Below are 12,552 nucleotides of genomic sequence, written 5' to 3'. Positions count from 1 at the left end.
GCCTATTTGGTGCCGTACATCCGGTCGCCGGCGTCGCCTAGGCCGGGCATGATGTAGCCCTTTTCGTTCAGGCCATCGTCGATGGAGGCGGTGAAGACGCTGACATCGGGATGCGCGGCGCGAAACCGCTCGATACCTTCGGGGGCGGCCAGCAGGCACAGGAAGCGGATGTTGCGCGCCCCGCGCTCCTTCAGCTTGTCGATGGCCATGATGGCGGAGTTGGCCGTGGCCAGCATCGGGTCCACCACGATCACGAGCCGGCTGCCGAGATCTTCCGGCGCCTTGAAGTAGTATTCCACCGCTTCCAGCGTATCGTGGTCGCGGTAGAGGCCCACATGCGCCACGCGCGCGGCGGGCACCAGATCGAGCATGCCTTCCAGAAGGCCGTTTCCGGCGCGCAGGATGGAGGCGAAGACAAGCTTCTTGCCTTCCAGAATGGGCGATTCCATCTCCGTCATGGGCGTCTGGATGCGCGTCGTCGTCAGATCGAGATTGCGCGTCACCTCGTAGCAGAGCAGCGTGGAGATCTCCCGCAGCAGGCGGCGGAAGCTGGCCGTCGAGGTTTCCTTCTTTCGCATCAATGTCAGCTTGTGCTGGACGAGCGGATGGTCGACTACGGTGACGCCTGTCATAAAACCTCGCGCGGGTGGTTCGGTCTGTCTGTCCTGATCTGTACCACGCTCTAAAGCCTGTCGGCCTCCACGCCAAGCCGGCGCCTGTGCGCGGTTCACAGGAAGCTGCGTCCGTGGCGGCCCGGCGCAAGGCCAAGATGCGCCGCGACGCTTTCGCCGATATCGGCGAAACTGTCGCGGTGGCCGATGGCACCGGGTGGGATACCGGGCCCGAACATCAGGATCGGCACGTTCTCACGCGTATGGTCGGTGCCGGCAAAGGTCGGGTCGCAGCCGTGATCCGCCGTGATGACGGCAAGATCGCCGGGGCGCAGGCGTGCGAACAGCTCGGGCAGGCGGGCATCGAACGCCTCCAGCGCGGCGGCATAGCCGGCGACATCGCGCCGATGCCCGAAGAGGGAGTCGAAATCCACGAAATTGGCGACGATCAGGTCGCCATTGCCGGCATCGTCCATCGCCTCCAGCATCGCATCGAACAAGGCCATGTTGCCCGCGCCCTTGCGCACTTCGCTTATGCCGCGCCCGGCGAAGATGTCGCCGATCTTGCCGATGCCGATAACCTTCCTGCCTGCCGCCGTTGCCCTGTCGGCCAGGGTGGGTTCGGGCGGTGGAACGGAATAATCGCGGCGGTTCGCCGTGCGGGTGAAACCGCCGGAGGGCGTTCCGGCGAAGGGGCGGGCGATGACGCGCCCGATCCTGAGCGCGTCGACCTGCCGGCGCGCGATGGCGCAGAGGCCGTAGAGCCGGTCCAGCCCGAAATGCTCCTCATGCGCCGCGATCTGCAGAACGCTGTCGGCGGATGTGTAGACGATGGGCTTGCCGCTGGCCACGCTGTCGGCCCCAAGCTCGGCGACGATTTCGGTTCCGGACGCGTGCCTGTCGCCGAGAATGCCGGGAAGTCCGGCCTCCCGCACGAGGGCGGCCGTCAGCGCGGCCGGCAGCGCCGGAACGCTGCGCGGGAAATAGCCCCAGTCGAACGATACGGGCACACCGGCGATTTCCCAGTGGCCGGAGGGCGTATCCTTGCCGCGCGAAACCTCGGAAGCCGATCCGTAGCGGCCTTGCAGCGATGCCGGAGCGCCGCGGCCTGCGGCGGCATCCAGCCCGAGCGCGCCAAGGTTGGGCAGCCGCAGGGGGCCTTTCCGAAGGCCCGGCCTGTCGGCGGCGCCTTGGGCGGCAGCCTGCAGGATATGTCCGTAGGTATCCGCGCCGAGATCGCCATAGGCACCGGCATCCGGCGCCTGGCCGATGCCGAACGAATCCATGACGATGAGAAGCGCGCGCCCCATGCGGGTATACTCCGTAAGCTCTTTTCGGCCCTTCATAGCGAGATGGGCCTGCCGCGTTAATCCACCCTTTATCGGTTGGGCGGCAGGATGGCGCCCGGCGGCTGCAACCGCCCGTATCGTATCGCGTAGCACGGGGACGCTCTGCCGCACATGCACTCCGCCGGCCCATCGGAAGAGGCGTACACCGCCGCGAGTGGCGGGGTCGTGCCCAGGCTTCCGCCATTGCTGCTTCACGCCTTCTGCGCGGACGAGCGGGTGGCTGCGTGCCTGCGCCGCGCGGCGGAGGCGCCGGTGCTGTCGCAGTTGACGGTACGCGTGCGCATGGGCGGCATCGAGGCGGCCGAACGCTTTTACGCCGGGCGTCCGACGCCGCATCTCATGGTTCTGCAGTCGGACGATGCGCCCGAGGACCTGCTGCACCGGCTGGACCATCTGGCCGAAGTCTGCGACCCGGAGACGCGGGTGCTGGTGATCGGCAATGCCTCCAGCGTTGACCTTTACCGCGAACTGATGCGCAGGGGCGTGTCGGGCTACCTGTCGCAGCCGGTGGACGTTGCCGACATCGTCGGGGCCCTGGCCCGCATAGAACCGGCAGAGCCGGCGGCCGGCCACCCGCGCAGCATCGCCTTCATTGGCGCGCGGGGCGGGGCGGGCTCGTCGATGCTGGCGCAGAATCTTGCCTTCCTGTCGGCACGCCTGTTCAAGGACAAGGTCGTGCTGGCCGATCTGGACCCTGCCTTCGGCACCGCGGCGCTGAACTTCGACCTGTCGCCGCAGGACGCCGGGTTGATTGCCTGCAGCGAGCGCCTGTCGCTGCTGGCCCTGCCGCACGACTGGCGGGCCGATCCGTCCGGACGCGCGCTTTCACAGTCTCTGGATGCCGCGCGCCGTGCCGCCGGCATCGTCATGATGGACGTGCCGCATGGCTGGAACGCCACCATACGCAATTACCTGAAGGCTGCCGATGCCGTCGTGGTGACGACGACGCCGGACCTTGCCGGCCTGCGCAACGTCGCCGGGCTCGTCGACGCACTGGAAACGCTGGAGCCGGCATTGCCGCGCCCCTGGCTGGTGATCAACCAGGTCGGGGCGGCCAGGGCGCACGAAATCCCCATAGCCGATTTCGCCGAGCCGGGGCGGCTGAACCTTCTGGCGGCGTTGCCCTACGCGCCGTCGCTGTTTGCGGGCGCATCCGCGCGCGGCAGGATGCTGGCCGAGGCCGCGCCGGACCACCCCTTGACGCGAAGCCTTACACGGATGACCCATGTGATCACGGGCCGGGTGCCCGCACCGAACTGACACGTCTGGAAGCCATCATGTCCGATCAGAATGCGATTCGCCCCGTCCACGCCGTTCACGCCGAAGACAGGGACGGGCTGCCCGAGCCCGCTCTCGGCTGGGCGCGCGCTACGGGATTTGCGGCCAAGCCCGGTGAAGTGTTGCTGGTGCCGGGGGCGGATGGCGGCCTGTCGGCGGCGGTGCTGGGCCTCGGCGCGCGCAAGGACGCGTCCCCCTCCACGTCGCTGCTCACCGGCGCGCTGGCAACGGCCCTGCCGGCGGGACCCTGGCGGCTGGACTGCGAGCTCGACCCCGATCTTGCCGCGCTGGGCTTCCGGCTGGGCGGATATCGCTTCGATCGCTACCGCCGGAACGGTCAGGTGGCGACCGACGGCTTGCAACTCGACGTCGTGGGATCGGGCGGTCACGAGGTCCGGCTCTACGAGGGCATCGCGCTGGTGCGCGACCTCATCAATACGCCCGCCAACGACATGGGCCCCGATGCCATCGAACGCGCCACGCGCGATCTTGCCGCCGAGTTCGGGGCGGCCGTGGAGGTGACGACCGGCGATGCGTTGCTGGCCGCAAACCTGCCGATGATCCACGCCGTGGGGCGAGCCAGCCAGCGGGCGCCGCGGCTGATCGACATGCGCTTCGGCCGGCACGATGCGCCGCGTATCACGCTGGTCGGCAAGGGCGTGGCCTTCGATACGGGCGGCCTCGACATCAAGCCGGCTTCCGGCATGCTCCTGATGAAGAAGGATATGGGCGGGGCGGCCAATGTGCTGGGGCTGGCGCGCATGCTGATGGCGGGGCGCGCCGACATCGCCCTGCGTGTCCTGATCCCGGCGGTGGAGAACTCGATCTCCGGCGATGCCTTCCGCCCCGGCGACGTGCTTGCCAGCCGCAAGGGCCGCACCGTGGAAATCGGCAACACCGACGCAGAAGGGCGTCTGGTGCTGGCCGACGCGCTGACCCTGGCCGATGAGGAGGCGCCGGAACTGTTGGTCGACATGGCGACGCTGACGGGTGCGGCGCGCGTGGCGCTGGGGCCCGACCTGCCGCCTTTCTATACCGAGGACGAGGAGCTGGCGGCCGAGCTTGCCAAAGCCGCGGCCGTGCTTGCCGATCCGATGTGGCGCATGCCCCTTTGGGCGCCCTATGCCGCCAATCTGTCGTCGCGGGTGGCCGACATCAACAACGTCACCAGCGATGGGTTCGCGGGTTCAGTAACGGCGGCGCTGTTCCTCCAGGGGTTCGTCGAGCGGGCACGGTCCTGGGTGCATTTCGACGTGTTCGGCTGGCGACCGAAGGCCGTCGCATGGGGCGGCGTCGGCGGCGAGGCGCAGTGCATCCGCGCCTTGTCGTCCATCATCCTGGAGCGGTACGGGCAATGACCCTGGACCGCCGCCGCAACGCCATCCGCCCCGACCTCGCCGATGCGCGCCTGAAAGGGCAGGTCCAGGCGGAGCGGTTCGTCGACGGCCGCCCGGCCCGCGTCGCAGCGCCCCTGGCGCCGCTGCGGCGGCGTCCGGCATCGGATGCGCCGCTAGAGACAGAGGCCCTTTGCAGCGAGGCGCTGACCGTTTTTGAGGACGCAGGCGAGGGCTGGATGTGGGTGCAACTGGCATCCGACGGCTATGTCGGATGGATGCCGTCGGAAGCCGTCGCCTTCGGCGCCGCCGCACCGACACATATCGTCCACGTGCCGCGCACCCTGGTCTTTCCGGGGCCCGACATCAAGCGGCCGCCCCTCTACGGCCTGACGATGGGTGCGGGCATCGTGGCTGCCGGCACGGCAGAGGACGCCAACGCGACGTATGTGCTCGTCGAGCCCTTCGGCGCCGTCGTCTCCCACCATTGCCGACCGGCAGCCGACGCCGCTGCCGCGGACTTCGTCGTCGTTGCCGAGGCGCTGACGAACGTGCCCTATCTCTGGGGCGGCAAGTCCGCACTCGGCATCGACTGCTCGGGCCTCGTGCAACTTGCGGTCGGCATGGCCGGCCTTGCCCTTCCGCGCGACACGGACATGCAGGAGGCGGAAGCGGGCGCGCCGCTTGCCCCGGGCGCAGCGTTGCAGCGCGGCGACCTGATCTTCTGGAAAGGGCATGTCGGCATCATGCGGGATGCCGGGACGCTGCTGCATGCCAACGCGCACCACATGATGGTGGCGTCGGAGCCTTTGGCTGAGGCCGAGGCACGGGCGGCGGCGAAGGGATCGCCCGTTACCTCACGCCGTCGTCTGGCCATTGGTTGAGGCGCGCTCGCGCACCAGCGCGGCGACGACCTCGGCGGGGCCGACGCGGCCGACGACATGGCCCTTCTCGGACACCAGAACTTCCCCGCCGCGCCGTTGCAGCGTCTCCATGACGCGGCGTAGCGGCGTGTCGCGGCTGACCGCCGAGGCAAGGGGCGTCTCCAGAGAGGCGCCCATGATCGACACCATCGCGTCCTCGGCCGTCAGAACGTTCATCGGGTTCACATGGGCGACGAAGTCCGCCACGTAGGGGCCGGCCGGATTGCGCACGATCTGGCTGGCGGTGCCTACCTGCACGATATGCCCGCCTTCCATGATGGCGATGCGGTTTCCAAGCTTGAACGCCTCGTCCAGATCGTGGCTGACGAAGATGATCGTCTTCTTGAAGCGCGCCTGGCTTTCGAGAAGCTCGTCCTGCAGCTTGGCGCGGATCAGCGGGTCGAGCGCCGAAAAGGGCTCGTCCATCAACAAGACGGGCGCGTCGGTGGCAAAGGCCCGGGCCAGTCCGACGCGCTGCTGCATACCGCCCGACAACTCGCCGACACGGCTGTGCGCCCAATCCTGCAGGCCGACGATCTCCAGCTTCTCCATCGCGTGGCGGCGGCGCTCCGCCTTGGAAACGCCGGCGAACTGCAGCCCCAGCGCGACGTTGTCCACCACGCTGCGCCATGGCAGCAGCGCGAACTGCTGGAACACCATCGCCACTTCGTGGCGACGCAAGTCGCGCAGCCTGCGCGACCCTGCGGACTGGATATCGACGGCGCCCTTGCCGGTATCCACCACCACGCGACCGCGCGAGACGGGCGCAAGGCCGTTGACGGCGCGGATCAGCGTGGACTTGCCCGACCCCGACAGGCCCATCAGCACGGCGATCTCGCCCTCATGGATGTCCAGCGTGGCGTTGGCGACGCCGAGCGTCGCACCGGTCGCCTCGCGGATCTCGGCGCGGGACTTGTTCTGGTCCACCATGTCGAGGGCGCGTTTCTCCCCGTCGCCGAAGACGATGCACACGTTCTGGAACGAGACGATGGGCTTCATCGGCTGCCTCCTTCGTCGATGCGGAAGAACCGGTCGAGGATGATCGCCAGGATGACGATGGCCAGGCCCGCTTCCAGCCCGCGGGCGATATCCACCGTGTTGAGCGCGCGCAGCACCGGCACGCCGAGGCCCGGTGCGCCGACCAGCGCGGCGATGACCACCATGGACAAGGACAGCATGATCGTCTGCGTCAGCCCCGCCATGATCTGCGGGAGGGCGTTGGGGATTTCGATGGTGAACAGGCGCTGCAGCCGCGTGGCGCCGAAGGCGTCCCCGGCTTCGAGCAATTGCGACGGGGTCGATACGATGCCCAGCCGCGTCAGGCGGATGGAGGCGGGCAGGGCGAAGATGACGGTGGCGACGAGGCCCGGCACCGTGCCGAGGCCGAACAGGATCAACGCGGGAATGAGGTAGACGAAGGTCGGTATGGTCTGCATCAGGTCCAGCACCGGCCGCATGACGTTGTAGATCCACTGCCGGCGCGCCGCCAGGATGCCCAGCGGCACGCCGATGACCATGCAGACGGCCGTCGCGGACAGAACCAGCGCCAATGTCTGTGTCGTCTCGCGCCAATAGCCGAGATTGATGATCAGAAGCAGGCCCAGCGCCGTCAGCACGGGTGCGGCGACGGTGCGCCGCATCGCGAAGGCGAACAGGGCGAAGGCGGCGACGACGGCGATGGGTGGCGGCGTCTCGAGGGCGTAGGTGATCCAGCCGATGATCGCCGAAAGGCCGGCGCTGAGCGCGTCGAAGAAGGGCAGGAAGTTGCCGATGAGCCAATCGAACCCGTCTTCACCGTAGCGGCCGATGGGGATCTTGTGACTGGTGATCCATTCCACGGGGTCTTTGACCTCTCTGTCCCATTCCGGAATGTGACAAACCTACGGCAGGCAGGTTTTTTGTCCAGCGGTTGGCGCGGCGGCGCCCGGCCATTATGGTGCGCCGCAAAGCGACAGGGCCCGACCTTCGAGGGGATTCGACGTGACCGCATTTCCATCCGATATCGACATATCGCGGGCGGCCTCAAAGCTGCCGATCGCCGAGGTGGCGGCGCGCCTGGACATACCGGACGCGGCGCTGGTGCCCTACGGGCGCGACAAGGCCAAGGTGGAGCGCGCGTTTCTGGATGGCCTGTCGGACCGTCCCGACGGCCGGCTCATACTGGTGACGGCGATCAACCCCACACCGGCCGGAGAGGGCAAGACAACGACGACGGTGGGCCTCGGCGACGGGCTCAATGCCATCGGCCGCAGGGCCGCCATCTGCCTGCGCGAGCCCTCGCTTGGCCCCTGCTTCGGCCAGAAGGGCGGCGCGGCGGGCGGCGGACGGGCGCAGGTGGTGCCGATGGAAGACATCAATCTGCATTTCACCGGCGATTTCCACGCCATCACCTCGGCGCACAATCTTCTGGCGGCCATGGTGGACAATCACATCCACTGGGGCAATGCGCTGGGGCTCGATCCGCGCCGGGTCGTCTGGCGCCGCGTGGTGGACATGAACGACCGTGCGCTGCGCGACATTGTCGTATCCCTCGGCGGGCCGTCCAACGGCATGCCGCGCGAAACCGGCTTCGACATCACCGTCGCATCGGAAATCATGGCCATCGTGTGCCTGGCCTCCGACATCGCCGATCTGGAGGCGCGGCTTGGCCGCATCGTGGTGGGCTACCGCCCCGACCGAAGTGCCGTCACGGCCGCCGACCTGAAGGCGAGGGGGGCGATGGCGGCGCTGCTGCGCGATGCGATGCTACCCAACCTCGTCCAGACGCTGGAGAACAACCCCGCCTTCGTGCATGGCGGCCCCTTTGCCAATATCGCCCATGGCTGCAACTCCGTGGTGGCCACCAAGGCGGCGCTGAAGCTGGCCGACTACGTCGTCACCGAGGCCGGCTTCGGTGCCGATCTCGGCGCGGAGAAATTCTTCGACATCAAGTGCCGCATGGCGGGCTTGCGCCCCGACGCGACGGTGATCGTGGCAACCGTGCGCGCCCTGAAGATGAATGGCGGCGTCGCCAGGTCGGCCCTGGCGAGCGAGAATATCGAGGCGCTGCGCAAGGGCGCCGCCAATCTGGGCCGGCACATCGAGAATGTGCGCGGCTTCGGCGTGCCGGTCATCGTGGCGATCAACCATTTCGGAACCGATACCGCGGCCGAGCTGGAGGCCCTCAAGGCGTATGTGGCGCGGATGGGGGTGGAGGCCGTCGTCTGCCGGCATTGGGCCGAGGGGTCTTCCGGCATCCTGGAGCTGGCTGAAAAGGTGGCGGCGCTGGCCGATGGCGGCACCGCCGACTTCGCGCCGATCTATGCCGACGAGCTCAGCCTGATCGACAAGGTCGAGACCGTGGTGCGCCGCATCTATCGCGGCAAGGCGGTGACGGCCGAGCCGCAGGTCATGAAGGAACTGGAGCGGATCGAGGCGGCCGGCTTCGGCCATCTGCCGGTCTGCCTTGCCAAGACGCCTTACTCCTTCTCGACCGATCCAGCGCTGATCGGGGCGCCGGAGGGGCATATCGTCCATATCCGCGAGGTGCGGCTGTCGGCCGGCGCGGGGTTCGTGGTCGTCATATGCGGCGATATACTGACCATGCCGGGGCTGCCGCGCATCCCGGCCGCGGAACATATCTCGCTGGGCCTGGACGGCCTTATAGAAGGCCTCTCCTGAAGACCTGGAGTTGCAAAGCAAAGGCAAGTTCGGGCGCGCATCGTTTTTCGTTTGCGCGCCGGGCCGGCAGGCGCTAACGCTTTGCCCATGACCATGATGTGCACGAACGACAGGCTTTGGTGGCAGGCTCGCTAACGGCGGCCGACGACCATTCGTGTGTTCGATCAGATGGGCCGCCTCGGGAAACCGGCGGCCTTTTTCGTTTGTGCCGCCGCCGAGGCTTATTGCGAAGGGAAGGCGAGGATGAGCCTGGATAGTCAGTCCGACGGTACTGAGAGCTACGTGACGGAAGGCGGCGTCACCATCACCCGCAGGCGCCGGCCGATCGAGTATGCCGGCGCGATCGACCCGGTGATCGACCGGCTGGATACACGGCGCGGCGCCGTCTTCTCGTCCAACTATGAGTATCCCGGCCGCTATACGCGCTGGGACACGGCGATCGTGGATCCGCCGGTCGTCATCACGGCCAGCGGCCGCCGGATGCTGATCGAGGCGCTGAACCCGCGCGGCGAGGTGCTGGTGAGCCTGATCCACCAGGCGATCGACGGCAATGCCGATATCGCCGCCATGACGCGTGACGGCGGACGCGTGAGCCTGACGGTCAAGGAACCCGACCGCGCCTTCACCGAGGAAGAGCGTTCGCGCATGCCGACCGTCTTTTCGGTGCTGCGGCTGATCGTGCAGCTTTTCAAGTCGCACGAGAACGGCGACCTCGGGCTCTACGGGGCCTTCGGCTACGATCTCGCCTTCCAGTTCGACCCGGTGACGCAGCATCTGGCCCGGCCGGACGACCAGCGCGACCTTGTGCTGTTCCTGCCGGACGAGGTGCACACGGCGGACCATTACTCCGCGACGGCCTATATCGACAGTTTCGAGTTCTCCAGGGACGGCCTGACCACGGAAGGCCTGCCCGGCGGCGGCCCCGAGGCGCCCTACCGCGCCGCCGAAGCGGCGCCCGCGCGCGGCGACCACGAGCCCGGCGAGTATGCGCGGCTGGTGCGCCGCGCCAAGGAGAAGTTCATGCGCGGCGACCTCTTCGAGGTCGTGCCGGGCCAGACCTTCTACGAAGAGTGCAGGACGGCGCCATCCGCCGTGTCGCGCCGGCTGAAGGCGATCAACCCGTCGCCCTACTCGTTCTTCATCAATCTCGGCGACAACGAGTTCCTGATCGGCGCCAGCCCGGAAATGTTCGTGCGCGTCAGCGGGCGCAGGGTGGAGACGTGCCCGATCTCGGGCACGATCCGCCGCGGCGAGGATGCGATCTCCGATTCCGAGCAGATCCTCAAACTGCTCAATTCGCGCAAGGACGAGTCGGAACTCACCATGTGTTCCGATGTCGACCGCAACGACAAGAGCCGCGTCTGCGAGCCGGGTTCGGTCCGCGTCATCGGGCGGCGGCAGATCGAGATGTATTCGCGGCTGATCCATACGGTTGACCACATCGAAGGGCGCCTGCGCGACGGCATGGACGCGATGGACGCTTTCCTGTCGCACGCCTGGGCCGTGACGGTGACGGGCGCCCCCAAGCTGTGGGCCATGCGCTTCATCGAAAGCCACGAGAAGAGCCCGCGCGCCTGGTATGGCGGCGCGGTGGGCATGATGCACTTCAATGGCGACATGAACACCGGACTGACGCTGCGCACCATCCGCCTGCGCAACGGCATTGCCGAGGTGCGCGCCGGAGCCACCCTTCTCTACGATTCCAACCCGGAAGAGGAAGAGGCCGAGACCGAGTTGAAGGCATCCGCCTTCCTGGCGGCGATCCGCGAGGCCGGGGCCGACGCGGTGCACCCCGAAGAGGCGGTACGCGAACCGGTGGGCAAGGGCGTCCGCGTCCTTCTGGTGGACCACGAGGACAGCTTCGTCCACACGCTGGCAAACTACATCAGGCAGACGGGCGCGGAGGTGACGACCGTGCGCACGCCCGTGCCCGCCGAGATCTTCGACCGGGTGCAACCCGACCTCGTGGTGCTTTCGCCCGGGCCGGGCAACCCGGCCGATTTCGATTGCCGCGCCACCATCGACGCGTCGCGCCGGCGCGGCCTGCCGATCTTCGGAGTCTGCCTCGGGCTGCAGGCCCTTGCGGAAGCCTATGGCGGTACGCTGCGCACCCTTCACGTTCCCGTCCATGGCAAGCCCTCGCGCATTCGCGTCAACCGGCCGGGCGTGATTTTCGAGGGGCTGCCTTCGGAAGTGACGGTGGGGCGCTATCACTCGATCTTCGCGGACCCGGTGCGCCTGCCGCGCGATTTCGACGTGACGGCAGAAACGGACGACGGCGTCGTCATGGCGTTCGAGCATCGCAGCGAGCCGGTGGCGGCGGTGCAGTTCCATCCCGAAAGCATCATGAGCCTCGGCGGCGAAGCCGGGATGCGCATGATCGAGAATATCGTCGCCAACCTGCCGCGCAAGGTCAGGGTCAAGGCTGCGTAAGCGGGAGGGCGTCGGCGTGGTGCAACTGAGAACCGCCAACCACATCGCGATGGCGACGATCGTCGTCGCCGTGGTGGTGTTGGGGTTGAAATATATCGCCTTTCTGGTGACCGGCTCCGTCGCGCTGTATTCGGACGCGCTGGAATCGGTCGTCAACGTGGTGGCCAGCCTGGCGGCGCTGTGGGCCATCAACGTCTCCGCGCGCCCGGCCGACGCCGACCATCCCTTCGGACACCACAAGGCTGAATATTTCTCGGCGGTCCTCGAAGGTGTTCTCATCACCGTCGCCGCGCTGCTGATCCTGCGCGAGGCATGGGGCGCCTATCTGGAGCCGCGGACGCTGGATACGCCGTTCAAGGGCATGGCCATCAACGCGGTCGCGACGGCGATCAACGGCTTCTGGGCCCTTTTCCTGCTGCGGCAGGGCAAGGCGCGCCGGTCACCCGCGCTTCTGGCCGACGGGCGGCACATCATGGCCGACGTGTTCACCTCGGTGGGCGTGCTCGGGGGCCTTCTCCTGGCGGTGACGACGGGCTGGCACGTCCTCGACCCGCTGATGGCCGCGCTGGTGGCGTTGAACATCCTGCGCGAAGGCGTAAAGGTCGTCACCTCGTCCCTGTCGGGCCTGATGGACCAGGCCATGGACCCGCAGGAACTGGACCTGGTTCGCGATATCATCTCGCAGCAGGCCGACGGCGCCCTGGAGGTCCACGACCTCAAGACGCGCCACGCAGGGCCTGCCTTCTTCATCGAATTCCACATGGTGGTGCCCAGCACGATGACGGTGGGCGTGTCCCATGCGATCTGCGACCGGATCGAGGATGCACTGCAGGAAGGCTTCCCGGCGGCGCGCGTGCTGATCCATGTCGAGCCCGAGGAAGAGGCGAAGCAGACCGGCGTGCCCGTCCTGTGAAAGCATAACCACAAGGGGCTTGCTTTTGCGCCGGAGGCGAAGCAATTTGCA

General features: G+C 67.6%; 10 protein-coding genes. 6 read left to right on the top strand and 4 right to left on the bottom strand.

Going from position 1 to position 12,552, the window contains the following annotated elements; all coding sequences use genetic code 11:
• Positions 1-2: 2 nt before the first annotated feature.
• Together upp and IGS74_RS17695 are read right to left on the bottom strand one after the other, a co-directional pair.
• Positions 3-632: a uracil phosphoribosyltransferase gene (gene upp, locus IGS74_RS17700; RefSeq protein ID WP_192387872.1), complete on the bottom strand. Its 630-nt coding sequence runs from the start codon at positions 630-632 to the stop codon at positions 3-5.
• 95 nt (positions 633-727) lie between these two features.
• A complete protein-coding gene (locus IGS74_RS17695) occupies positions 728-1,921 on the bottom strand; it encodes a phosphopentomutase (RefSeq protein ID WP_192387870.1) in 1,194 nt (397 codons plus the stop codon).
• 150 nt (positions 1,922-2,071) lie between these two features.
• Here IGS74_RS17695 and IGS74_RS17690 point away from each other — a divergent pair, with 150 nt between their 5' ends.
• The 3 genes from IGS74_RS17690 to IGS74_RS17680 are packed head-to-tail and all read left to right on the top strand — an operon-like array spanning position 2,072 to position 5,456.
• A complete protein-coding gene (locus IGS74_RS17690) occupies positions 2,072-3,220 on the top strand; it encodes a CtpF protein (protein ID WP_192387868.1) in 1,149 nt (382 codons plus the stop codon).
• A gap of 17 nt (positions 3,221-3,237) precedes the next feature.
• The gene (locus tag IGS74_RS17685) at positions 3,238-4,596 is read left to right on the top strand and encodes a leucyl aminopeptidase family protein (RefSeq protein ID WP_192387866.1); all 1,359 of its coding nucleotides are present in this window, start codon (positions 3,238-3,240) and stop codon (positions 4,594-4,596) included.
• Positions 4,593-5,456, top strand: a complete 864-nt coding sequence (locus IGS74_RS17680; RefSeq protein ID WP_192387864.1) for an NlpC/P60 family protein — start codon at positions 4,593-4,595, stop codon at positions 5,454-5,456. The genes IGS74_RS17685 and IGS74_RS17680 overlap by 4 nt, the downstream gene beginning before the upstream one ends.
• On the opposite strand, the gene choV is transcribed toward IGS74_RS17680, so the two are convergent.
• Both choV and choW read right to left on the bottom strand, forming a co-directional pair.
• Complete coding sequence (choV, locus tag IGS74_RS17675; protein ID WP_192387862.1) at positions 5,430-6,494, bottom strand: choline ABC transporter ATP-binding protein; 1,065 nt, start codon at positions 6,492-6,494, stop codon at positions 5,430-5,432. The genes IGS74_RS17680 and choV overlap by 27 nt on opposite strands.
• Positions 6,491-7,333 carry a choline ABC transporter permease subunit gene (gene choW / locus IGS74_RS17670; protein ID WP_192387860.1) on the bottom strand — a complete coding sequence of 281 codons (843 nt, stop codon included), beginning with the start codon at positions 7,331-7,333 and terminating at the stop codon, positions 6,491-6,493. The genes choV and choW overlap by 4 nt, the downstream gene beginning before the upstream one ends.
• Before the next feature lie 142 nt (positions 7,334-7,475).
• Between choW and IGS74_RS17665 the strand changes: the two genes are divergently transcribed.
• The 3 genes from IGS74_RS17665 (at position 7,476) to IGS74_RS17655 (ending at position 12,501) form a co-directional block, all read left to right on the top strand.
• The gene (locus IGS74_RS17665) at positions 7,476-9,155 is read left to right on the top strand and encodes a formate--tetrahydrofolate ligase (RefSeq protein ID WP_192387858.1); all 1,680 of its coding nucleotides are present in this window, start codon (positions 7,476-7,478) and stop codon (positions 9,153-9,155) included.
• Between the two features lie 243 nt (positions 9,156-9,398).
• Positions 9,399-11,588: an anthranilate synthase gene (locus tag IGS74_RS17660; RefSeq protein ID WP_192387856.1), complete on the top strand. Its 2,190-nt coding sequence runs from the start codon at positions 9,399-9,401 to the stop codon at positions 11,586-11,588.
• A 49-nt stretch (positions 11,589-11,637) separates the two neighbouring features.
• The gene (locus IGS74_RS17655; protein WP_052194722.1) at positions 11,638-12,501 is read left to right on the top strand and encodes a cation diffusion facilitator family transporter; all 864 of its coding nucleotides are present in this window, start codon (positions 11,638-11,640) and stop codon (positions 12,499-12,501) included.
• Positions 12,502-12,552 lie beyond the last annotated feature (51 nt).

The sequence above is a fragment of the Aureimonas sp. OT7 genome, from assembly GCF_014844055.1.
GTDB lineage: Bacteria > Pseudomonadota > Alphaproteobacteria > Rhizobiales > Rhizobiaceae > Aureimonas > Aureimonas altamirensis_A.
This window is presented reverse-complemented; position numbering and strand designations above follow the sequence as displayed.